The 21744-nt window shown below is 71.6% G+C and carries 21 protein-coding genes; 7 read left to right on the top strand and 14 right to left on the bottom strand.

Translation table 11 applies throughout. The features are described 5' to 3' along the window. Positions 1-4: 4 nt before the first annotated feature. From BMZ18_RS03520 to BMZ18_RS03495, 6 genes are all read right to left on the bottom strand, one after another. Positions 5-1216 carry an alkane 1-monooxygenase gene (locus BMZ18_RS03520; RefSeq protein WP_244516398.1) on the bottom strand — a complete coding sequence of 404 codons (1212 nt, stop codon included), beginning with the start codon at positions 1214-1216 and terminating at the stop codon, positions 5-7. Positions 1217-1385: 169 nt separating this feature from the next. Beyond that, the gene (locus BMZ18_RS03515) at positions 1386-2894 is read right to left on the bottom strand and encodes an amino acid permease (RefSeq protein WP_068362448.1); all 1509 of its coding nucleotides are present in this window, start codon (positions 2892-2894) and stop codon (positions 1386-1388) included. 150 nt (positions 2895-3044) lie between these two features. Next, entirely contained in the window at positions 3045-4295 is a 1251-nt protein-coding gene (manA, locus tag BMZ18_RS03510) for a mannose-6-phosphate isomerase, class I (protein ID WP_068362449.1), read from the bottom strand. Positions 4296-4368: 73 nt separating this feature from the next. Further along, positions 4369-5553, bottom strand: coding sequence for a hypothetical protein (locus BMZ18_RS03505; RefSeq protein ID WP_068362493.1), 1185 nt, complete (start codon positions 5551-5553; stop codon positions 4369-4371). Between the two features lie 78 nt (positions 5554-5631). After that, entirely contained in the window at positions 5632-6999 is a 1368-nt protein-coding gene (locus BMZ18_RS03500; protein WP_068362454.1) for a phosphomannomutase/phosphoglucomutase, read from the bottom strand. A 218-nt stretch (positions 7000-7217) separates the two neighbouring features. After that, positions 7218-7637: a DUF3499 domain-containing protein gene (locus BMZ18_RS03495; RefSeq protein ID WP_170851437.1), complete on the bottom strand. Its 420-nt coding sequence runs from the start codon at positions 7635-7637 to the stop codon at positions 7218-7220. Positions 7638-7825: 188 nt separating this feature from the next. On the opposite strand from BMZ18_RS03495, the gene BMZ18_RS03490 reads away from it, so the two are divergent. Next, the gene (locus BMZ18_RS03490; RefSeq protein ID WP_235606587.1) at positions 7826-8245 is read left to right on the top strand and encodes a metallopeptidase family protein; all 420 of its coding nucleotides are present in this window, start codon (positions 7826-7828) and stop codon (positions 8243-8245) included. A 62-nt stretch (positions 8246-8307) separates the two neighbouring features. Here the strand turns inward: BMZ18_RS03490 and BMZ18_RS03485 are convergent, their stop codons facing one another. After that, entirely contained in the window at positions 8308-8580 is a 273-nt protein-coding gene (locus BMZ18_RS03485) for a WhiB family transcriptional regulator (protein WP_139203833.1), read from the bottom strand. 589 nt (positions 8581-9169) lie between these two features. On the opposite strand from BMZ18_RS03485, the gene cofD reads away from it, so the two are divergent. Genes cofD through BMZ18_RS03470 form a run of 3 tightly spaced genes read left to right on the top strand, consistent with a single transcriptional unit; the run spans position 9170 to position 12032 of the window. Then, on the top strand, positions 9170-10132 hold the full coding sequence (cofD, locus tag BMZ18_RS03480) for a 2-phospho-L-lactate transferase (RefSeq protein ID WP_068101932.1): 963 nt from the start codon (positions 9170-9172) through the stop codon (positions 10130-10132). After that, the gene (locus BMZ18_RS03475; protein WP_068362460.1) at positions 10129-11469 is read left to right on the top strand and encodes a coenzyme F420-0:L-glutamate ligase; all 1341 of its coding nucleotides are present in this window, start codon (positions 10129-10131) and stop codon (positions 11467-11469) included. The genes cofD and BMZ18_RS03475 overlap by 4 nt, the downstream gene beginning before the upstream one ends. Next, the gene (locus BMZ18_RS03470; RefSeq protein WP_068362461.1) at positions 11466-12032 is read left to right on the top strand and encodes an NUDIX hydrolase; all 567 of its coding nucleotides are present in this window, start codon (positions 11466-11468) and stop codon (positions 12030-12032) included. Before BMZ18_RS03475 ends, BMZ18_RS03470 begins: the two co-directional genes overlap by 4 nt. Before the next feature lie 31 nt (positions 12033-12063). Here the strand turns inward: BMZ18_RS03470 and BMZ18_RS03465 are convergent, their stop codons facing one another. Genes BMZ18_RS03465 through rfbD form a run of 3 tightly spaced genes read right to left on the bottom strand, consistent with a single transcriptional unit; the run spans position 12064 to position 14974 of the window. Further along, positions 12064-13140, bottom strand: coding sequence for a mannose-1-phosphate guanylyltransferase ManB (locus tag BMZ18_RS03465; protein WP_068362464.1), 1077 nt, complete (start codon positions 13138-13140; stop codon positions 12064-12066). Positions 13141-13146: 6 nt separating this feature from the next. Continuing rightward, positions 13147-14079 carry a glycosyltransferase family 2 protein gene (locus BMZ18_RS03460; RefSeq protein ID WP_068362498.1) on the bottom strand — a complete coding sequence of 311 codons (933 nt, stop codon included), beginning with the start codon at positions 14077-14079 and terminating at the stop codon, positions 13147-13149. 10 nt (positions 14080-14089) lie between these two features. Then, complete coding sequence (gene rfbD / locus BMZ18_RS03455; protein WP_068362466.1) at positions 14090-14974, bottom strand: dTDP-4-dehydrorhamnose reductase; 885 nt, start codon at positions 14972-14974, stop codon at positions 14090-14092. Positions 14975-15234: 260 nt separating this feature from the next. Between rfbD and BMZ18_RS03450 the strand changes: the two genes are divergently transcribed. Both BMZ18_RS03450 and BMZ18_RS03445 read left to right on the top strand, forming a co-directional pair. Further along, positions 15235-16671, top strand: a complete 1437-nt coding sequence (locus BMZ18_RS03450; RefSeq protein WP_068105847.1) for an LCP family protein — start codon at positions 15235-15237, stop codon at positions 16669-16671. Positions 16672-16723: 52 nt separating this feature from the next. Next, positions 16724-17437: a TIGR03089 family protein gene (locus BMZ18_RS03445; RefSeq protein WP_068362499.1), complete on the top strand. Its 714-nt coding sequence runs from the start codon at positions 16724-16726 to the stop codon at positions 17435-17437. Between the two features lie 13 nt (positions 17438-17450). Here the strand turns inward: BMZ18_RS03445 and BMZ18_RS03440 are convergent, their stop codons facing one another. From BMZ18_RS03440 to BMZ18_RS03430, 3 genes are read right to left on the bottom strand one after another with little or no spacing between them, the layout of a single operon-like run. Next, a complete protein-coding gene (locus BMZ18_RS03440; RefSeq protein ID WP_170851436.1) occupies positions 17451-17867 on the bottom strand; it encodes a hypothetical protein in 417 nt (138 codons plus the stop codon). Continuing rightward, on the bottom strand, positions 17864-18379 hold the full coding sequence (gene purE / locus BMZ18_RS03435) for a 5-(carboxyamino)imidazole ribonucleotide mutase (protein ID WP_169817715.1): 516 nt from the start codon (positions 18377-18379) through the stop codon (positions 17864-17866). Before purE ends, BMZ18_RS03440 begins: the two co-directional genes overlap by 4 nt. Further along, on the bottom strand, positions 18372-19646 hold the full coding sequence (locus BMZ18_RS03430; RefSeq protein ID WP_371828477.1) for a 5-(carboxyamino)imidazole ribonucleotide synthase: 1275 nt from the start codon (positions 19644-19646) through the stop codon (positions 18372-18374). The genes purE and BMZ18_RS03430 overlap by 8 nt, the downstream gene beginning before the upstream one ends. 93 nt (positions 19647-19739) lie before the next feature. On the opposite strand from BMZ18_RS03430, the gene BMZ18_RS03425 reads away from it, so the two are divergent. Beyond that, entirely contained in the window at positions 19740-20345 is a 606-nt protein-coding gene (locus tag BMZ18_RS03425) for a GtrA family protein (RefSeq protein WP_139203809.1), read from the top strand. Between the two features lie 91 nt (positions 20346-20436). Here the strand turns inward: BMZ18_RS03425 and BMZ18_RS03420 are convergent, their stop codons facing one another. Continuing rightward, on the bottom strand, positions 20437-21741 hold the full coding sequence (locus BMZ18_RS03420; protein ID WP_068362468.1) for a sensor histidine kinase: 1305 nt from the start codon (positions 21739-21741) through the stop codon (positions 20437-20439). Positions 21742-21744: the final 3 nt, after the last annotated feature.

Raw genomic sequence — 21744 nt, 5'->3', positions numbered from 1 at the left:
CAGGCTATCCCCTGACGGCGACCCCGGTGTCGGCGGTGGATCGCACCGGGAATCGAGCGCGCAGTCGGTCGGCGGCGCCCGGCGCGAGGTTCGCCCGATTCACGTCGCCGTCGTAGTGGCGGACGACCTTCGGATCCATGACCCGACGCCACATCGGCGGCACCGCGGCCAGCAACACCATGGTCGCGTAACCGGCGGGCAGCTGCGGCGACTCGTCGAAGCTGCGCAGCGTCTGGAACCGACGGCCCGGGTTGGCGTGGTGATCGCTGTGACGCTGCAGGTGGTAGAGGAAGATGTTGGTCACCAGGTGATCACTGTTCCAGCTGTGTCGCGGCGAACAGCGCTCGTAGCGTCCGGTGGCGGTGCGTTCCCGCAGCAGTCCGTAGTGCTCGATGTAGTTCACCGACTCGAGCAGCAGGATGCCGGTCACCGCCTGCACCAGCAGGAAGGGCAGCACGACGGGCCCGAACACCAGCGTCAGAAGCGCGACCAGCGCCACCGACAGACCCCACGCGGTGAGCACGTCGTTGTGCACCGAGAACACCCTCCGCCCACGACGACGCAGTCGATCGCGCTCGAGGGCCCACGCCGACCGGACGCCACCGAGAATCGTGCGCGGGAAGAAGCGGTAGAGCGATTCGCCGAGTCGGGCACTGGCCGGATCCTCCGGCGTCGCGACGCGGACGTGATGGCCGCGATTGTGTTCGACCACGAAGTGCCCGTAGCCGCACTGCGCGAGCGCGATCTTGGCGAGGCGCCGCTCCGCCCGCTCGACACGGTGGCCCAGTTCGTGCGCGGCGTTGATGCCGATGCCGCCGACCAGACCGACGGACACCGCGTACCCCAGGCGGTCGACGGTGGACAGGGTTCCGAAGGCCACCAGCCAGCAGGCGACGATCAACCCGGCGTACTGCACGGGCAGGAACAGGAAGGTGCACCAGCGGTAGAACCGGTCGTGCTGGAGATCGCGGACCTCGTCGTCCGGCGGATTGCTACCGTCCGCACCCACTGTGACGTCGAGCAGCGGAATGGCGACGAAGAAGATCAGGACGCCGCTCCACCAGAAGATCGGCCAGCCCGTGTGGAGCACCAGCTGGGACGGCAACAGGGCGGACGCCGGCGCCAGGATGCCCAGCGGCCACAGATACCTCTTCGGATCCCGCCATCCCCGCGTCACCGTTCCACGCTCCTCCCCGGTGCCCCACCCGTCGGACACCCGAACCGACGTCCCGACGGGCGGCTCGATTCGGGTGATCGAATCGTTACATCGCGTCGAAACATACCATCGGATCGTTTCGGGGCGTCACGAACGACCGAACCCCCGCCGTCGACGCAGGTCGAGGGCGGGGGTCGAGGGCGGGGGTCGAGGACCGACGCGAGGTGTACTACTCCAGCCCGGCCTGCTGCCGACCGAGCACGGAGTGACGCCGGGAGTACGCGAAGTAGACGATCACGCCCAACGCCATCCAGACCACGAACCGGAGCCAGGTCTCCACGGACAGGTTCAGCATGAGCCACAGGCACGCGACGACCGCGAGGATCGGCACCAGCGGCACCAGCGGCGTCCGGAACCCGCGCTTCAGATCGGGCCGGGTCCGGCGCAGCACCACGACGCCGATCGAGACCAGGACGAAGGCGAACAGGGTCCCGATGTTGACCATCTCCTCGAGCGTCCCGATCGGGAAGAACGTCGCGAGAACCGCGACCACGACGGCCACCAGCACGGTGATGCGCACCGGGGTTCCCCGGGAGCCGGTCTTGGCCAGCGCACGCGGCATCAGTCCGTCGCGCGACATCGCGAACAGTACGCGGGACTGCCCGAGCAGCAGCACCATGACCACCGTCGTGAGACCGGCCAGGGCGCCGAAGGAGATGATCTGCTGCGCCCAGGTGATGCCGTTGAGCTCGAACGCCGTGGCCAGCGTCGAGGAGTCCCCGGCCAGCTCGGTGTAGTTGACCATGCCGGTAAGGATCAGGGTGACCGCGACGTACAGCACGGTGACGATGGCGAGCGAGCCCAGGATGCCGCGCGGCAGGGACCGCTGCGGATCCACCGTCTCCTCCGCCGTGGTCGCCACGATGTCGAAGCCGATGAATGCGAAGAAGACCAGGCTGGCGGCGGCGAGCAGGCCGTACCACCCGAAGTTGCTGCCCTCGGCACCGGTGACGAAGGAGAACAGCGACTGGGTCAGCCCGGTCTCGCTCTCGGCGGGCTCGGCGGGCGGGATGTACGGGCTGTAGTTGGCCGCCTTGATGTAGAACGCACCGACCACGACGATGAGCAGCACGACGGCCACCTTGATCGCGGTGATGATCAACGAGACACGCGAGGAGATCTTCACTCCGGTGACCAGCAGCACGGACAGCACGACCACGATGAGCAGGGCGCCCCAGTCCACGTCGAGTCCGCCGATGGTCGCGACCGGCGAGGCCGTTCCCAGCACCTCACCGAGATAGAGCGACCATCCCTTGGCGACGACCGCCGCCGCGAGTGCGAACTCGAGGATGAGGTCCCACCCGATGATCCAGGCGATGAACTCGCCGAACGTGGCGTAGCTGAACGTGTACGCACTGCCGGCGACCGGGACCGTCGAGGCGAACTCCGCGTAGCACAGGGCCGCGAGACCGCAGGCGATCGCGGCGAAGACGAACGCGAGCGACACGGCGGGACCGGCCACGTTGCCGGCCGTGCGCGCGGTCAGGGTGAAGATGCCGGCGCCCACCGCGACGGCCACGCCGAACACCGTGAGGTCCCACGAGTTCAGAGTCTTCTTGAGTTTGGTGTCGGGCTCGTCCGTGTCTTGAATGGACTGCTCGATCGACTTGGTCCGCCGAAGACCTTGTCCGGAGCCGCTCACCGGCTCCCCCGTCGCACCCTTGCCGTGACTCGTCACCGGCGTGCTCCTTCGCGTCCGCGCGCCGTCGTCGACGGCGCTGTGCGCCCTATCGTCACACGGGGAGGCGTCACAACGGACCAACGGGTGCTCGGTGCGTCACACGGTCGGGCGTGACGGCCCCGGTTCGGCCGACGGCGGAAGAACCGGTCAGTCCACCGATCCCACCGCGGCGACGAAGACGGTGGCGTCGTCGGTCGCCGCGCAGAGTTCCGGAGCCGGGTCGGTCGCGGCCACCCACAGGGCGTGTCCGCGTTCGAGCGGGAGCGTTCGGTCGCCCGCGCGGACCTGCACGTGACCGTGCACGCACAGCAGGATGCGTGGGCGGTCCACGGACTCGAGTGCGTAGGGCGCCGAGTCGGCGGCCGACGATCCGCTCCGCAGGTCGACGCGGGTGAGCGCGAATTCCGGTGCCGGCGTCGGGTAGCGCACCGAGCCGTCCGGCAGCGTCCGCGCCTCGAGAACCGGGGAGGGCAACGGCTCGAAGTCCAGCACGCGCAGGAGCTCCGGCACGTCGACGTGCTTGGGTGTGAGGCCACCGCGCAACACGTTGTCCGAGTTGGCCATGATCTCCACGGCGGTCCCGCGCAGGTACGCGTGCAGATTGCCGGCATCGAGATAGAGCGCCTCGCCGGGCCGGAGGGTGACGCGGTTGAGCAGGAGCGCGGCGAGCACACCTGCATCCCCCGGGTAGTACTCCCCGAGTTCGAGCACCGTCCGCAATTCGGGAACGAAGCGTCGATCGCTCGTCGTCTCCGCACGCTCGAGCGCCCGCACACAGGCGTCGAGCACCGCGGGCAGCACCGCGTCCAGGGCGCGCTGCGGCAGCGTGATCCACGACGTGAAGAGGGTACGCAAACCCGTCGCGTCCGGCTGGTCCTCCAGCATCCGCTGATAGGGGGCCAGTTCCTCGGCGCCCAGGAGGGCGAACAGCTCGATCGTCTCGCGGGGCAGGCGGAAGCCGGCCAACGCGTGGAATTCCGTGAGTGCCACCACCAACTCGGGCTTGTGGCTGGCGTCCCGGTAGTTCCGGACCGGCGCGTCGATCGGCACACCGGCGGCGTTCTCGCGCCGGAAACCCTCCCGCGCCTGGTCCAGCGACGGATGCGCCTGGAGCGAGAGGGGCTCCTCGGCCGCGAGGAACTTCACCAGGAACGGCAACCGTGATCCGAAGCGCTCGGCGACGGCCTCCCCCAGCTGACCGGCAGGATCGCGGTCGATGACGTCCAGCAGCGACGTGGGACCGGTCTCGGTGACCAGCTGCGCGGGATCGCCCGGATGCGCGCCGAACCACAACTCGGCCTCGGGATGCCGGGTGGGCGACGCGAGCCCTCGCAATTCCGCGAGGGCCGTGCGCGACCCCCAGGCGTAGGACCTCGCCGCACCGTCGAGAAGGTTCACCGTCGACCGCCTGTCGTCACCGTCGAACCGTCGTCCGGTCGGACGACGGCGCAGAAGTCTGGTTCGGCGGCCGTCATCGGCCGCCGGCGAGCTGGACGTACGCCGCGGCCGCCTCGAGCCGCGCGGCGAGGACGAGGCAGTGCCGCACCGTCGTCGCCGCTTCCCCTCCGGACGGGGCGATCGCGCCGGGGCCCACTGGTCCGAACTCGAGCGTCGGGCGCAGCTCGGGCGCGGCGTCGCCGGACAGGTCGTCGACCCGCACGACGTCCACCTCGCCGAGAACGGCGACGCGGCGACGCACCGAGGAGTCGTCCGGGTCGATCGAGACGGTCAGGATGCGGACGGGCTCGGTCGGCCTCGGACCGTCGATCTGGTCGTCGTGGAAGAGCGGGTCGTAGTCCTGCGCGGCGCCGCCGCTCCCGGGCGCATCGAGCGCGCCGCTCCCGGGCCCACCGACCGCGCCGAATTCGTGCACCACCGCGACGGCGTCGGCCAGTTCGCTCGCTGCCGCGACGACACCCGCGGTCCGCAGCAGCACCGACGCGCCGTGGCGAGCCAACTCGGTGGCGGCGACGCCGTCGCCGGTCACCAGCACGCGTCGTCCGGCCACGCGCGACGCCAGCGACTTCGCCGGGTTGCGGAACACCTCGATCGACGGGTGATGCCGTGCCGACTCCGCGTCGACCACGTCGGCGACGTCGGCCAGATCCCCCGGGGCGAATGCGGGATCGACGGCGGCGAGCACCGCCGTCATCGTGGCCACGTGACGGGCGAACCCGTGAATGTCGAGGACCCGCACCCGCGGCGGCAGGGCGAGCACCCGACCGGCGCCGGCGTCGGCGACCGGTCCTTCGTCGGGAACCGTCACCACCACGTCGGCGCGGCGGCGGACCGCGCTGTCGACGGAGCGCGCGAGGACGGGGTCACCCGCGTCGTCTCCGGCGACCACGACGACGTCCAGCGGACCGACCCAGGGCGGAGTCGCCGGGGCGATGACCACCGGCACGCCCGCGGAGGCGACGAGGGAGGAGAGCAGTCCGGCGGCCCGACGCGCGGGACCGGACGGCGCGACGATCACCACCGCCCGCGGCCGCGCCCCGTCGAGCCGGGACAGCGCACCCTCGGAGACCGCCGCCGCGGTCGCGCGGATCTGCGCTCCCGCGAGGGCGGCCGATCGCAGGACTCCGCCGCGGTCGGCGCGCGTCACGGCCTCGGCGTCGTCGAGGTCGACCGGCGTCGCCGGGACGGTCGTCGGCATCTCGACCACCTCACCCACCTCCCACGCTCGAACGGGACTCGCGACTGTGTGCGCTCACTCCACCATGCTGTACCCGGTTCACCCCCGAACGATGCCCAGGATCTCCGTCGTCAACCGGTCGACGTCGGCCGTCGTCGGGGCCTCGACGTTCAAGCGCAGCAACGGTTCCGTGTTGGATGCGCGCAGGTTGAACCAGGCGTGGTCACCCAGGTCGACGGTCACCCCGTCGAGGCGGTCGACGGACACCGTCCGATCGGCGAACGCGTCGACGACCGCGCGCGTGCGCTCCGCGGCGTCGTCGACGGTGGAGTTGATCTCGCCGGACGCGGCGTAGACCTCGTAGCGCGCCATGAGCTCGGACAGCGGTGCGTCCTGCGAGCCGAGGGCCGCCAGGACGTGGAGGGCGGCGAGCATGCCCGAGTCCGCACCCCAGAACTCGCGGAAGTAGTAGTGCGCCGAGTGCTCGCCGCCGAAGACCGCGCCCGTCTCGGCCATGAGCGCCTTGATGAAGGAATGACCGACCCGGGTGCGCACCGGGCGACCGCCGAGGGAGTCGACGAGCTCCGGCACCGACCGCGACGTGATGAGGTTGTGGATGATCGTCGAGGACGGGTGCGCGGCGAGTTCGCGCTCGGCCACGAGGGCGGTGATCGCCGAGGGCGACACCGGTTCACCGCGCTCGTCGACCACGAAGCACCGGTCGGCGTCGCCGTCGAACGCCAGGCCGATGTCCGCACCCGTCTCACGGACGAACGCCTGCAGGTCGACGAGGTTGGCCGGCTCCAGCGGGTTGGCCTCGTGGTTGGGGAAGGTGCCGTCGAGTTCGAAGTACAAGGGGTGCACGGTGAGCGGCCCGGGGCCGAGCACGGCGGGGACGGTGTGCCCGCCCATTCCGTTGCCCGCGTCCACCGCGATCGACAACGGTCGGATCGACGTGATGTCGACCAGCGTCCGGACGAATTCCGCGTAGTCGCCCAGGACGTCGCGGGTGGTGATCTCCCCGCGCGGACCGTCGGCCGCGGGCATCCCCTCGATCACGTCGGCGGTGATGGTCGCGAGCCCCGAGTCCTGGCCCACCGGCTTCGCGCCGGCCCGGCAGAGCTTGATGCCGTTGTACCGGGCCGGATTGTGGCTGGCGGTGAACATCGCACCGGGACAGTCGAATCGGCCCGACGCGAAGTAGAGCTGATCCGTCGAGGCGAGTCCGATGTGCACGACGTCGAGGCCGCGTGCGACGACACCGTCGGCGAACGCCGCGGCGAGAGCCGGGGAGGAGTCCCGCATGTCGTGACCGATCACCACACGGTCGGCTCCCTCGGACCCGACGAGCCGCGCGAAGGACGCCCCCACGTCCCGGACGAAGTCTTCGTCGATCTGCTCGCCGACGACGCCCCGCACGTCGTACGCCTTGATGACCGCTGTGACCAGGTCCGCTGATCGAGCCACGTCATTCTCTCCTCGGTGTCTTGGGGGAACGAGCCGGTACGCACCGGATCTCGACGAACGCCGGGTGCGTCGGGCGCCACCGTCGGCGAATTACCCACACGGGGTTCGGTGGGTACGCCAGAGCCTAACGCCCGGCGGGCGGTCGGTAGGGGCAGGCGCGGGAGAACCCTGACGGCTCCGCCCCGGACCGCGTGCCCGTCACGAACCGCAGGATCGAATCAGGTCGAGGGATCGGGGAGAACGCGGAGATGGCCGCGACGACCCGTGCGCGCGGCCGGCATCACGGGCACGGTTCCGACGCCCTCGCCGTCGGCCCGCGTGGACGCCGGCCCGGCGTTCGGCAGGGGCCGAGCGGACACCCGATCGCGGGCGCCGGCCTCCCGGACGGCTTCGGCCAGCGCGGTGAGATCGTCCTCGTCCGGTCCGGAGGTGGCGAAACCGCCCTCGTACCGGACCATGTCCCAGCCTTTGGGGGCGGTGATGGACGAGCCGTGCACCTCGCACAGGTCCCAGGAGTGGGGTTCGTCCACCGTCGCCAGCGGACCGACGACGGCGGTGGAATCGGAGTAGACGTAGGTCAACGTCGCCACGGCCGGTCGGTTGCACCCCGGTCGGCAACATCCCCGCACAGCTCTCACAGCCAGCACCCTAACCCGCGTGACACGCGGGGGAACAGCCGACACGACGGGATCGTGGGCGTGCACCGGTGCCGGCGCCGGGCCGTAGCATGACGCGGGTGTCGTCGTACCCCGATCCCGCACGCCCGTCGCGTTCCGACCGCACCCGACCGTCCACGTCGCGATCGGCGGCCCGGCGTGGGCGCGGCATGCGTGGGGTCCTGCTCCCCGACTCCGTTCCCGGACGCCGGTCCCGGTCCGAGCAGTTCGATGCGGCGGTGCTCGACGCCTTCGCGCCGATCGAGCGTCGGTGGCACGACCGGTTGCTCAAGCTCGACATCGCCGTCGACGACGTGCCCAAGATCCGGGCCGTCGATCCGTCCTCGGTGACGTGGCCGCCGGAAGTGGTGGCGGAGGGGCCGGTTCCGCTGTCGCGGCTCATCCCGGCGGGAGTCGACAGCCGCGGGGCGACCGTGCGCGCGCGGATCGTGGTGTTCCGCCGTCCGCTGGAGCGGCGGGCCAGGTCGATGCACGACCTCACCGACCTGGTGCACGACGTGCTGGTGGAGCAGGTGGCGACGTATCTGGGCGTCACGCCCGACGTCGTCGATCCCGACGCGATGGACTGAGTCGACCCCGACGCGATGGACTGAGTCGATCCCGACGCGATGGACCGAGTCGGGTCGCTCGGTCAGACGATGCCGCGCTTGAGGCGACGACGCTCGCGTTCCGAGAGACCGCCCCAGATGCCGAAGCGCTCGTCGTTCGCGAGGGCGTACTCGAGGCACTCGTCCTTGACCTCACAGCCGAGGCAGATCCGCTTGGCCTCGCGGGTGGAGCCGCCCTTCTCGGGGAAGAACGCCTCGGGGTCGGTCTGCGCGCACAGCGCGCGCTCCTGCCACTGATCGTCCTCGTCCGCACCGTCGACCAGAACCAGGCCGGGTTGCGGTGCCGCCGTGGGCATTCCGAGCGTGACGAGCGGCGGATCGACGTCGACCTCGGACGCCTCGATCGGGTCACCCTCGAGATCGTCGGCCAGGTCGAGGTCGAGCCCCGTGATCGACTCGACGGCGGCGTCGGGCGCGACGCGGAGGCCGGCGCGATCCTGCAGACCGGAGTTCGAGTGCTGGTGGTCGGGCATCACGTCCGCCTCCTTATGTTCTTCGCGTCCCGCCTGGCAGCGGCGGTGCGGTCGGTGTCGGTCACTGGTGTCGATGATCGACCGTGAAGCCGGATCGCGATGCGAGCACTCGCGCCGAGGCGAGCGAACACGTGTTCGAACGATGGTTCGCTGCAAGCGATTCCACCGCCCGAACCGGTAATGACATGACTGTGATTAGACACGCCACGGTGTGTCGCGGTCAAGCGGAGCGCAGTTTTTCCCATACCATCACGCCCCGCGAAATCCGGGCACGCGGAGACCCCGGTGTGTTCGCTCATGGAACCCCGGTGCCACCCCCGTCTCACCCCGGCCTGGTACCCGAGCGTCGCCGCGGGCAAACACCGTCACCGCGCGACGGCCTCCGCGACACGAGGGCCTAGGGTCGACGGTCATGAAGGTGACTGTTCTGGTGGGCGGCGTCGGCGGTGCGCGCTTCCTGCAAGGCGTGCGTGAACTGCTCGGCGACGGCGACGAGATCACCGCCGTGGTCAACGTCGGGGACGACGTCTGGATGCACGGCCTCCGCATCACACCGGACCTCGACACCTGCATGTACACCCTCGGGGACGGCATCGACGTCGAGCGCGGTTGGGGGCGTCGCGGCGAAAGCTGGAGCGTCAAGGAGGAATTGGCGGCCTATGGCGCGCAGCCGGACTGGTTCGGTCTCGGCGATCGGGACATCGCCACTCACCTGGTACGCACTCGCATGCTGCGAACGGGGTATCCGCTGTCCGCTGTCGTCGAGGCACTGTGCGTCCGGTGGTCCCCCGGTGTCCGACTGCTGCCCGTCACCGACGATCGTTGCGAGACCCACGTCGTGATTACCGATCCGGACTCCGACGGCGACGACCGCAAGGCAATTCACTTCCAGGAGTGGTGGGTTCGCCATCGCGCGGCGGTCCCCACGCACGGCTTCGCCTACATCGGTGCGGAGCAGGCCACGCCCGCCGACGGTGTGCTGGACGCGATCTCGGGAGCCGACGTCGTCCTGCTGGCCCCGTCCAATCCCGTGGTGAGCATCGGCGCGATCCTCGCCGTCCCCGGCATGCGGTCCGCGCTACGGACCACGTCGGCGCCGGTGGTGGGCCTCTCCCCGGTCATCGCGGGTCGTCCGCTCCGGGGCATGGCCGACGAGTGTCTCTCGGTCATCGGCGTGGAGACCTCCGCCGAGGGCATCGGGCGACACTACGGCGCGCGCAGCGGCACCGGCCTGCTCGACGCCTGGCTCGTCGACGAGGGTGACACCGCGGACGTCCCCGGCGTCACCGTCCGAGCCGTCCCCCTGCTGATGTCCGATCCGTCGGCCACCGCCGAGATGGTGCGCGCGGCACTGAGCGCGGCAGGCGTGGCGTGAGCGACCACGCTCCCGGTGGGACCGTCGAGATCCTGCCCGTGACCGGCCTGCCCGAATTCCGGCCGGGTGACGACGTCGGCGCCGCGCTGGCGACCGCGGCGCCCTGGGTGCGGGACGGGGACGTCCTGGTGGTCACCAGCAAGATCGTGTCCAAGGCCGAAGGGCGGTTGGTGGTCTCGCCGACCGATTGCGACGCGCGAGACGCGCTGCGCCGCAGGCTCGTCGAGCAGGAGGCCGTGCGCGTCCTCGCCCGACGCGGACGCACGCTCATCACCGAGAACCGGCTCGGCATCGTCCAGGCCGCCTCGGGCATCGACGGATCGAACGTCGTCGGCGACGAGCTGGCTCTGCTGCCCGAGGATCCGGACGCGTCCGCCCGGCGCCTGCGCGACGATCTTCGCGCGAGCCTCGGCGTCCGCGTCGCCGTCGTGATCACCGACACCATGGGTCGGGCGTGGCGAAACGGCCAGACGGACAACGCGATCGGCGCTGCCGGACTCCCCGTGCTTCACGGGTACGCCGGCGAACGCGACGGCCAGGGCAACGAGTTGCTGGTGACCGAGGTGGCGCTCGCGGACGAGCTGGCCGCGGCGGGCGATCTGGTCAAGGGCAAGCTGGGCGGGGTCCCCGTCGCGGTGGTGCGCGGTCTCACCGTCACCGACGACGGCTCGACCGCACGCGATCTCGTGCGACCCGGTGAGGACGATCTGTTCTGGCTCGGCACCGAGGAAGCGATGGCGCGCGGGGCGCGGGCGGCCGTCCCCGGCCGACGATCAATCCGCGCCTTCACCGCCGACCCGGTGGACCCGGCCGCGGTGCGGGACGCCGTCGCCGACGCCGTCACCGCCCCGGCGCCGCACCACACGCGTCCGATGCGGTTCGTCCAGCTGCTCGATCCCGAGCGGCGCACGGCTCTGCTCGACGCGATGGAGCGCCGCTGGCGCCACGATCTGAGCTCGGATCCCCGCACCTCGGGATCGGTGGACGCCCGCGTCGCCCGGGGTCGCATCCTGCGCGACGCACCCGCTGTCGTCCTGCCCTTCCTGGTTCCCGAGGGCGAACACGACTATCCCGACGCCCGTCGGCGCGGCGCGGAACGCACGATGTTCACGGTGGCCGCCGGCGCGGCGGTGCAGGCGTTCCTGGTGGGGTTGTCGGTCCGGGGCCTCGGCTCGTGCTGGATCGGCTCCACGATCTTCGCCCCCGAGGAGGTGCGCTCCGTCCTCGACCTCCCGGAGTCGTGGCTGCCCGTGGGCGCGGTCGCGATCGGGGTGCCCGCCGAGCCGCCGACTCCGCGACCGACCGGCTCGATCGACGACGTGCTGGTGGAGCGATGAGCGCGGAGTCGTTGCACGCATCCGCCACGCGCGTGCTGACCGAGTGGCGAACCGACGACCCCGCGGCCGACTCCGTCCGCCACACCATGCTGGCGTTCCTCGCCGCCGAGCCGCGAGCGTGCCTGCGCGAGAGCGCCGCCGGACACATCACGGCGTCGGCGGTGGTCCTCGACCGGACCGGGCGCCACGTCCTGCTGACGCTGCACCCGCGCGTCGGACGGTGGCTGCAACTGGGCGGCCACTGCGAACCCGACGACGCGACCGTCCGGGACGCCGCCCTGCGCGAGGCGCGGGAGGAAAGCGGGATCGACGACCTGACGCTGGAGCCGGACCTGCTGGACGCGCACACCCACCCGATCATGTGTTCGCTGGGCGTGCCCACACGGCACCTCGACCTCCGGTTCGTCGTGCGCGCCGCCGCCGATGCGGAGAACGTCGCCGCCGTGCGGAGCGCGGAGTCCACGGACCTGCGCTGGTGGCCGATCGACGCTCTGCCGGACGGCCCGGAGGGCGCCGAGCGCGACGCCCTCCGCGCGATGATCGAGCGGGCGAACTCCCGCTGATCGTCGCCGGCCGGGTGGAGCCCCGCCGCCGTCAGACGTCGGTGGAGAACCGAACTCCGCCGTCCGGCAACGTGACTCCCGGCCACACGCGTGCCCCGCGGAGCAGCTCGCAGCGCGCGCCGACGTTGGCGCCGTCGCCGATCACGGCGTCCCGCACCAGGGCCCGCGGACCGATGCGTGCGCCGAAACCGAGGATCGACCGTTCCACGACGGCACCGGCCTCGACGACCGCACCGTCGAAGACGACCGCGCCGTCCAGACGGGCGCCCGCGCCGACCTCGGCGCCGCGTCCGACGACGGTGCCGCCGATGAGGAGTGCTCCCGGCGCCACCCCCGCGCCGGGATGCACCAACGACTCGCCACGAGCGCCGTCGAGCGCCGGCGACGGTGCGATGCCGCGAACCAGGTCGGCGGAGCCCTTCACGAAATCCTCGGGAGTGCCCATGTCCCGCCAGTACGCGGCGTCGACGTGCCCGTAGACACGCTTGCCCTCCGCCAGCAGCGCCGGGAACACCTCGCGCTCGACGGACACCGGGCGACCCTCCGGGATCTGCTCGATCACGCTGCGACGGAAGACGTAGCAGCCGGCGTTGATCTGATCGGTCGGCGGGTCCTGCGTCTTCTCGAGGAACGCGGTGACGCGCCCGTCCTCGTCGGTGGGGACGCAGCCGAACGCGCGCGGGTCACCGACACGCACCAGGTGGAGCGTGACGTCGGCTTCCGATGCGTGATGGGTGTCGAGCACCGCCCGCAGGTCGGTGCCGCCCAGCACGTCTCCGTTGAACACCATGACGTTGTCGGCGCGCAGACGCGGCAGCACGTTGCGAATACCGCCACCGGTGCCGAGCGGCTCGTCCTCGAAGACGTACTCGAGGTCGAGCCCGCGACTGCTGCCGTCGCCGAAGTGCTCCTCGAAGACCTCCGCCTTGAAGGACGTGCCGAGCACGACGTGCTCGATGCCCGCGGCCCTGATACGGGCCAGCAGGTGCTCGAGGAAGGGAAGCCCCGCCGTCGGCAACATCGGTTTCGGGGCGGACAGGGTCAGTGGCCGCAGCCGAGTCCCCTTGCCGCCCACCAGGATCACGGCATCGGTTGCCGGAGCTGTCATCGCGTCCTACCTCTCTCGTCGTTCGCCGGTCCCGACCTGCGTGTGTGGTGCGTCGTCCCCCGGTACCCCATCGGCCCCGTCGCGGCGGCGTAACGCGGATGCCACGACGATGCGCGAGCGCACCGCCAGACCGAGCCGGAGTACCCCGCGCAGGGGGGCCTGCCACGGCGCGGGATGACGATCCGCCTGGAAGCGATAGGCGCTCTCGTGGTGCGCCGGAAGCATCGACTCCGGATGACGGCCCGCCGCATGACCTTTCGCGTGGGTGACGACGGCGTCCGGCACGTAGACGTTGAGCCAGCCGGCCCGGCCCAACCGGTCGCCGAGGTCGACGTCCTCCATGTACATGAAGTAGCGGGAGTCGAACCCGCCCACGGAGTCGAACGCCACGCGACGCAACAGCAGACAGGAGCCGGACAACCAGCCGACGGGGCGCTCGTCCACGGCGTCGGTGTCCTGCCGGTACCGCTGCGTCCACGGGTTGGTCGGCCACACCGAGCCGAGGATCGCGTGCAGCGACCCGGAGGTCAGGTCGGGCACCCGACGGGCCGACGGGTAGCGCGAACCGTCCGGCTCCAGGATGCGGGGACCCAGCGAGCCCGCACGTGGCCACCGCTCCGCGGCCGCGAGCAACGCGTCGATGGATCCGGGCGACCAGCGCACGTCGGGGTTGACCACCATGACGAACTCGGCCGCCGGGTCCGTCAGGGCCACAGCGCGATTGGCGGCACCGCCGTACCCGATGTTCTCCCCCGTACGGACCAGGCGCACGTTCTCGCGCTCGTCCGCCGCGGCCTCGGGCGCCCCGTCGGTGGACCCGTTGTCCGCCAGCAGGACCGTGACCGGTCGGGTGGTGGCCGCCGCGAGACTGTCGAGAAACGTACGCAGGTGCTCGCCGGGCGAGTAGGTGACCGTCACGACGGCGAGAGGGGCGTTCACGCCGGTCACCCTATCGGCCGCCGAACCGACCGCTCTCGTCCGCCCGAGCGGCGAGCGCGGCGTCCAGCGCGTCCCGCCACGGACGCAGCGGCGTCAGACCGGCGCCGATCCAGGACTGCGGCGAGAGCACCGAGTAGGCCGGGCGGGGGGCCGGCCGCGGGAAGGCGTCGCTCGAACAGGGTGCCACCCGGTCGGGGTCGGCCCCGACACCGGCGAAGGCCGCGCGCGCGAGGTCGAACCAGGACGCCGACCCACCGCCGGCCGCGTGCAGCACGGACGGCAGGGTGCCGACGGTACCCGCAGCCTCGATCAGTCCCACCGCCAGATCGGCCGCGTACGTCGGGGACCCGACCTGATCGCTCACCACCGACACGGTGTCGCGCTCCCGTTCGAGCCGCAGCATCGTCGCCACGAAGTCGGAGCCGACGCCCGTGTACACCCAGGCCGTCCGCACCACGGTCGCGCCGGGCAAGGCCGCCAGGACGGCCCGCTCTCCCGCCAGCTTGGTGCGGCCGTAGACCGTGCGTGGGCCCGTCGGGTCGCTCGGCTCGTACGGCGTCCGGGCGTCACCGGGGAACACGTAGTCGGTGGAGACGTGCAGCAGCTGCGCCCCCACCTCGGCGCACCGCTCGGCCAACAGCCGCGGGCCGCGGACGTTCAGTTCCTCGGCAGCGTCGACGTCCGTCTCGGCCGCGTCCACCGCCGTGTGGGCGGCGCAGTTGATCACCACGCACTCGCCGGTGATCGCGGCGGCGATCGACGACGGGTCGGTGATGTCGAGCTCGCTCGACCCGTACCCCACCGCCGCGCCGCCGCTGCGCGCAACCACCTGCCGCCCCAGCTGACCGGCCGCTCCGGTGACGACGATCGGACGGACGGGTGCGGTTGGGGTCACAGGCCAAGAGTGTGGCACGCCGCCGCGGCTTGCGCGGACCACCGCGGCGGGGCCGTTAGCCTGGACCGGTGACGGATTCTGTGACGAACCCCGGGACGCCGCGCGGTCGCCACGAATCCGCGACAGGCCGCGACGCCACCCGGCTCGGCGCACGCCGACCGGGCACCGACGGCCGCGCCCCGAACTCCGGCGCCGGCCGTCGCCCGTCGTCGCGCACGCGTCACCGCTCCCCCGCGACCCCCGGCCGGCCGTGGGGACGCATCGCCGTCGCCTCGCTGTCTGCGGCCGCGTTGCTGGTGACGGGCGTGGCGTGGCGCAGCGTCGACTCCCTGCGCAGCAACCTCGCGACGGTCTCCGACCTCGGTCTCGGCGGCGCCGCCGACGGCGCGGTGGACATCCTCATGGTCGGCACCGACAGCCGTACCGACGCCCACGGCAACCCGCTCTCGGCGAGCGAGCTCGCCTCGCTCCGCGCCGGCGAGGAAGTGGCGAACAACACCGACACGATCCTGCTCATTCGGGTGCCCAACGACGGATCCTCGGCGACGGCGATCTCGATCCCCCGCGATTCCTACGTGGCGGTCCCCGGTCTCGGCAACAGCAAGATCAACGCCGCCTACGGGGCCACCAAGGAAGAGAAGCGCCTCGAGCTCGTTCAGAGCGGGGTGCCCGACGACGAGGCCGATCGCGAATCCACCCAGGCCGGCCGGGAAGCGCTCGTGTCCGCGGTCGCCGGACTGACCGGGGTGACCGTCGACCACTACGCCGAGGTGGGTCTGCTCGGGTTCGTGCTGCTGACCGACGCCGTGGGCGGTGTCGACGTCTGCCTGAACGCCCCGGTGGACGAACCCCTGTCGGGCGCGAACTTCCCGGCCGGCGAGCAGACCCTGAACGGGTCCGACGCGCTCAGCTTCGTCCGGCAACGGCACGATCTCCCGCGCGGCGACCTCGACCGCATCGTCCGTCAGCAGGTGTTCATGGCGTCGCTGGTGCGCAAGGTGCTCAGCGCCGGCACCCTGAGCAATCCCGGAACCCTCGGCCAACTGTCGAACGCCGTCTCGCGGTCCGTGGTCCTCGACGACGACTGGGACGTGTTGCAGTTCGCGACCAACCTGCAGAACCTCGCGGGCGGCAACGTCACCTTCGAGACCATCCCCGTCGCCGACATCAACGGCATGACCGACTACGGCGAGTCCATCGTCGCGGTCGACCCCACCGAGGTGCAGAACTGGGTCCGGGGACTGCTCGGCGACGACGCCCCTCCCGCCACCGATCCCGACGCCCCGGACGTTCCGCAGATCGACCCGTCGACGGTCACGGTGGACGTCGCCAACGATTCGGGAATCAGCGGCCTGGCGTCGTCGGTGTCGTCGACGCTGGGGGCCGAGGGCTTTCGGACGGGCGACGTCGGCAACAACGAGGGCGAGTCGGTCGACACGACCACCGTGTACGCCGGAGCGTCCGACGACGACGCCGCGAAGGCCGTCGCCGCGCGTGTCGGTGCGACGTCGACGGCCGTCGACGACTCGTTGCCGTCGGGCACGGTCCGCATCGTGCTGGCGTCGGACTACTCGGGCACCGGCACGCCGAGCTCCGCCATCACCGGCGTGACCTCGGCGGGCGATGCACCGACTCCGGCTCCCGTCGCGGCCGACCCGATCGACGCCGGATCCACCGGACCCCAGTGCGTGAACTAGTGCGTGCACCAGTGCGTGAACTGGTGCTCGAACGGAGGAGCGACGTCCCGTGATCGACCCCACCCTGACCGACCTGCTGCTCACCCCGATTCTGGGGGCCGACCCCGCCGGCCCGCGCGTCACGTACTACGACGACGCCACCGGCGAGCGCATCGAGCTGTCCGCCCTGACGTTGGCCAACTGGGCCGCGAAGACGGCGAACTTCCTCCGCGACGAGCTGGGCGTGGCCCCCGGTGACGCCGTGCGCGTCGACCTGCCGGCGCACTGGCAGACCGCCGCCGTCCTGCTCGGAGCCTGGTGGGCGGGCGCGCACACCGTCGTCGGCGCGGCCGACGGCACCGCCACCACCGTGGCGCTGGTGACCGCCGCCGGTCTCGACGACGCCGACGAGAGCGAGGTCGCGGCGCTCTCCCTCGACCCCTTCGGGCGTCCGGTCCCGGATCTGCCGATCGGAGTCACCGACTACGCGACGGCGGTGCGTGTGCACGGCGACGCCTTCACGCCGTCGGGCACCGGTCCCGCCCTCGCCGGACGAAGCGCGGCCGACGTCCTGGGCGACGCTCGACGACGCGCGGCGGATCGCTCGTGGGACGCGTCGAGCCGGGTCCTGTCGACGGCTTCGTGGCCGGACGCGGACGCCGTCGTCGACGGACTCGTCGCCGTGCTGGCGGCCGGTGCGTCGCTGGTCCAAGTGTCGAACGCCGATCCGGCCGCGCAGGAGCGTCGGCGGACGACGGAGAAGGTCACCGCGTCCTACCCGGCGTGACGGGCGAGCGCGTCTACGGCCGGTAGCCGCCGTCGGACAGCCCGGCCTCGATCTCGAAGCGGTTGGCCGGTCCCGGTCGGCGCACCTCCTCGACGAGGTAGCGGAGGGCGAACAGCACCCCGTGTCGACGCCATTGCTCGGCGTGGACGGCCTCGTGCGTGAGCAGCGCCCGCCGCCGCCGGGGGTCGGCGAGGGCGCGTCCCGGCGTCACGGGCCCGGTCAGGAAGACCGCACCGACGCAGGTACCGCCGCGGCCGTAGCCGGTCCGCATGCCGTGGCAGATCAGCAGTGCCGACTCCCGGTCCCACTCGACCCGGCCGCCCCACAGGGCGCCCCACAGCAGCGCCACCCGCGTCGCGAACGCCACCTGGCGGCTGCCGCGCGACACCGCGCGGACGGTCTCCCGGGGCACCCGCAGCGGAGCGGTCATCCGAGCAGGGATCGCCGCAGGGCCTCGTCCTTGTCGAGCACCATCTGCTCGAGGCCGCGCTGGAAGTCCGCCATCCGCCCGCGCAGGGCGGGATCCGACGCACCGAGGATGCGCACCGCGAGCAGACCGGCGTTCCGCGCGCCGCCGATGGACACGGTGGCCACCGGCACGCCCGCGGGCATCTGCACGATCGACAGCAACGAGTCCATGCCGTCGAGATACTTCAGGGGCACCGGCACACCGATCACCGGCAGCGGCGTCGCGGAGGCGACCATGCCCGGCAGGTGCGCCGCACCCCCGGCGCCGGCGACGATCACCTCGATGCCGCGGTCGGCGGCGTCGCGGGCGTAGTCGAGCATCCGCTGCGGGGTGCGGTGGGCGGAGACCACGCCCACCTCGAAGCGCACGCCGAACTCGGCCACGGCCTCGGCGGCGGCCTCCATCACGGGCCAGTCCGAGTCGCTGCCCATGACGATGCCCACCCGGGCGCCGGTGGAGGTGCTGTCAGCCATGGTGCGGGTCCCATCCGTCGGTCCACACGCCGTGCGAGAGCCAGTGCGCGGCCCGCTCGGCGCGTTCTCTGATGTCGGCGACGTACGCCGGATCGTCGGGCGACCCACCGGGTGCGCCGACGACGTTCACGTGACCGATCTTGCGATCGGGCCGCTCGCCCTTGTCGTAGAGGTGCACCTTCGCGTCCGGCATGCGGGCGAACAAGTGGTGCAGGCGTTCGTCCATCGACAGCTCGGGCTCGGCCGGCGCGCCGAGGACGTTGGCCATGACCGTGACCGGCGCCGTCGGCGAGCAGTCGCCCAGCGGGTAGTCCAGCACGGCCCGCAGGTGCTGCTCGAACTGCGAGGTCCGCGCGCCGTCCTGCGTCCAGTGACCCGAGTTGTGCGGGCGCATGGCGAGTTCGTTGATCGACACCGAGCCGTCGGCCTTCTCGAACATCTCCACCGCCATGACCCCGACCACGCCGAGTTCCGCGGCCACTCGCAACGCGATGTTCTGAGCGTCCGCGGCCGCGTCGTCGGACAATCCGGGCGCGGGGGCGACGGCCACCGCGCACTGACCCTTGCGCTGCACCGTCTCCACGACCGGCCACGTGGCGCCCTGCCCGAACGGCGACCGCGCGACCATCGCGGACAGTTCGCGGACCATCTCCACCCGCTGCTCGACCATGAGCGGCGCTCCCGCGGCGAGTTGCTCGCGCACCACGGCGGTCGCCTCGTCGGCGGTGTCGGGAAGCCAGACGCCGCGGCCGTCGTACCCGCCGCGGACCGTCTTGATCACGACCTGCCACTGGTGGGCCTCGCCGAACTTCGTCAGGTCGGCCTCGGAGGTCACCGGTGCGAAGTCCGGCACCGGCAGCCCCAGCTCGCGCAGCCGAGCGCGCATCCTCAGCTTGTCCTGCGCGAACACCAGCGCCGACGGCGGCGGCTGCACGTTCACGCCCTCGGCGACGAGAGTGTCCAGGTGCTCGGTGGGTACGTGCTCGTGATCGAAGGTGAGGGCGTGGGCGCCGCGCGCGACCTCGCGCAGCGCGGCCAGATCGGTGTGCGACCCGAGGACGACGTCGGCGCTCGCCCGCGCCGCGGGCTCGCCGGCGGTGCCGGACAACACCCGAAGCGTCTGGCCCAGTTCGATCGCCGCCTGCTGCGTCATCCGGGCAAGCTGACCCCCGCCGACCATCGCGACCACCGGCATCGACGTCATGCGATCGCGGGGCGGTTCCTCACGGGGCGGGACTTCCGTCGGGTTCTCCGTCACGGCCCACATCGTTCCACGAGGCCGTCCCGCGACGGACCGGGGCCGGGATTCGTGCGTGGCAAGATTAGGGATCGCGCCGATCCGTTCGTAAACTAACCAATCGTGCCTGTGATGGATCGTGTGGTAGCCAGCATTCCCCAACCGTTCAGGGATGTCGCGCTGCGCCACTCGGAACTGATCAAGTTCGCCATCGTCGGCGCCACCACCATGGTGTTCGACCTGACGATCTTCTACTCCCTGAGTCTGACGGTCCTCGAGTCCAAGCCCGTCGTGGCCAAGGTGCTCTCCGGCGTGCTGGCCACGATCCTCAGCTACATCCTCAACCGCGAGTGGTCCTTCAAGAACCGCGGCGGACGTGAACGCCACCACGAAGCCCTGCTCTTCTTCACCATCAGCGGCGTCGGTGTCCTCCTCGCAGCTGCGCCCCTCTGGATCGCCAACAACGTCTTCGACATTCGCGAAGGCGCCACCAGCCTCACCGCGCTGGTGATCATCGACTTCGTCCTCAACTACATCATCGGCAACCTGCTGCAGATGGCGTTCCGCTTCTGGGCCCTGCGCCGGTTCGCGTTCCCCGACGAGAACGGTCGCGGCGTGATCGCCAACCCCCTCGACGAGTTCGACCACCACGGCAACCCGCGCGACCCGAACGCTCTCGACGACGCCGACCCCGACGGCCAGCAGGCGCCGTTCATGGGTCACAGCTGAGCCAGGATTCGTCACCGGGCCGAGCGGCGCCCGCGTTCCGAAGCGGCGCCTCCGATTGGGGCCGCCGCATCGAAACAGGGGTGCCGCTCGCCTACCGCGGCTCCGCCGGCGGGCTCGTGACCCGGAGCGTCGTGGCGGGCAGGAAGACCGTGAACATCGCCGGCCGCCGTCGTTGCAGCTCGAGCCGCCCACCGTCGGCCTCGACCAACGCCCGCGCCAGCGCGAGCCCGACGCCGGTGGACCCGGCCCCGGAGAATCCGCGGTCGAAGATGTGCGGCGCGAGCTCGTCGGACACACCCGGACCGGAATCGGCGACGTCCACTCGCACCGTCGGTTCGCGGTGTTCGCGGCCGCCGACGGCGCGCACCGTGACCACGCAGTCCCCGCCGCCGTGGTCGAGAGCGTTGTGGATGAGCACCGAGACGGCTTCTCTGAGCCGGGTGTCGGTGACGGACGCCGTCAGGGCGGGGTCGCCGGTGAGGGTGAGGGTGCGCCCGGCGTCGTCGAACGTCCGTCGCCAGTCCTCCACCACCACCTGCAGTTCGGGCAGCACGGCCACCTCCGCGGCGCCGGCGGACCCGTCGTCGCGCGACGACCGGACCAGGTCGTCGATGGCATCGGTCAGCCGATCCACCTGGGCCATGGCCTCGTTCGCCTCGGTGACCACCTCGGGGTCCGGATGCTCGGACAGCTCGTCGAGGCGCAAGCGCACGGCGGTCAATCGACTGCGCAGTTGGTGGGACACGTCCGCGACCAGGGCGTGCTCGCGCTGCAACCGGCCCACGATCTCGACCGTGGCGGAGTCGAGGACGTCGGACACCCGGTCGAGTTCGGGAATCCCGTGGCGGGTCGCGTCCTTGCGGAAGTCGCCCTCCGCCAGCCGCGCCGCGCGCCCGGCCACCTGCTGCAGCGGGTCGGCGAGACGTCGCGCGGTGAGCACCGCGACGACGGTTCCCGCGGCGATCGACGCCAGCACCACCAGGGCGACGGCGCCGACGGCCTGCGCCTGGGAGGTCCGCATCTGTGCCGACGGGATCTCGAGACGGAGCGATCCCGACGTGCCCATCGACAGCGACTCCTCGATGGGTCGATCGACGGACGCGGGGCCGATGTCGACGCGCGTCGCCGGATTCTCCGGCGTCGGATAGACCACCTCGAGGCGGCCCCCGGTGGGCACCGCGAGCCGCAGCGACGTGGTGTCCAGCTGCCCGTCGACGCGACCGTCGCCGCCCTCCTGCTCGATGATCTCCGCGGCGAGACGGTCCAGACGCAGTCGCATGTCACCGCGGGTGAAGTCCTCGACCCAGAGCCAGGCCGTGTAGGTCAGCGGGATGCCCAGCAGCAGCCCGGTGAGAATGACCACCGCGAGGATGGCCTGGAGGAGGCGGCGGCGCATCGG

Source organism: Rhodococcoides kroppenstedtii (assembly GCF_900111805.1).
In the GTDB taxonomy this organism is placed as follows: domain Bacteria; phylum Actinomycetota; class Actinomycetes; order Mycobacteriales; family Mycobacteriaceae; genus Rhodococcoides; species Rhodococcoides kroppenstedtii.
The sequence above is the reverse complement of the archived record's forward strand: the minus strand, read 5'-3'. Positions and strand labels throughout refer to the sequence as shown.

Excerpts from the sequence above, each read along its gene's own strand:
- purE (WP_169817715.1), bottom strand. The coding sequence starts at position 18,379 with ATGGCTGACAGCACCTCCACCGGCGCCCGGGTGGGCATCGTCATGGGC.
- BMZ18_RS03485 (WP_139203833.1), bottom strand. The coding sequence starts at position 8,580 with ATGCCCACGGCGGCACCGCAACCCGGCCTGGTTCTGGTCGACGGTGCG.
- BMZ18_RS03490 (WP_235606587.1), top strand. The coding sequence starts at position 7,826 with ATGCGTGGGGTCCTGCTCCCCGACTCCGTTCCCGGACGCCGGTCCCGG.
- BMZ18_RS03420 (WP_068362468.1), bottom strand. The coding sequence starts at position 21,741 with ATGCGCCGCCGCCTCCTCCAGGCCATCCTCGCGGTGGTCATTCTCACC.
- BMZ18_RS03465 (WP_068362464.1), bottom strand. The coding sequence starts at position 13,140 with ATGACAGCTCCGGCAACCGATGCCGTGATCCTGGTGGGCGGCAAGGGG.
- BMZ18_RS03430 (WP_371828477.1), bottom strand. The coding sequence starts at position 19,646 with ATGTGGGCCGTGACGGAGAACCCGACGGAAGTCCCGCCCCGTGAGGAA.
- BMZ18_RS03470 (WP_068362461.1), top strand. The coding sequence starts at position 11,466 with ATGAGCGCGGAGTCGTTGCACGCATCCGCCACGCGCGTGCTGACCGAG.
- BMZ18_RS03505 (WP_068362493.1), bottom strand. The coding sequence starts at position 5,553 with ATGCCGACGACCGTCCCGGCGACGCCGGTCGACCTCGACGACGCCGAG.
- cofD (WP_068101932.1), top strand. The coding sequence starts at position 9,170 with ATGAAGGTGACTGTTCTGGTGGGCGGCGTCGGCGGTGCGCGCTTCCTG.
- BMZ18_RS03440 (WP_170851436.1), bottom strand. The coding sequence starts at position 17,867 with ATGACCGCTCCGCTGCGGGTGCCCCGGGAGACCGTCCGCGCGGTGTCG.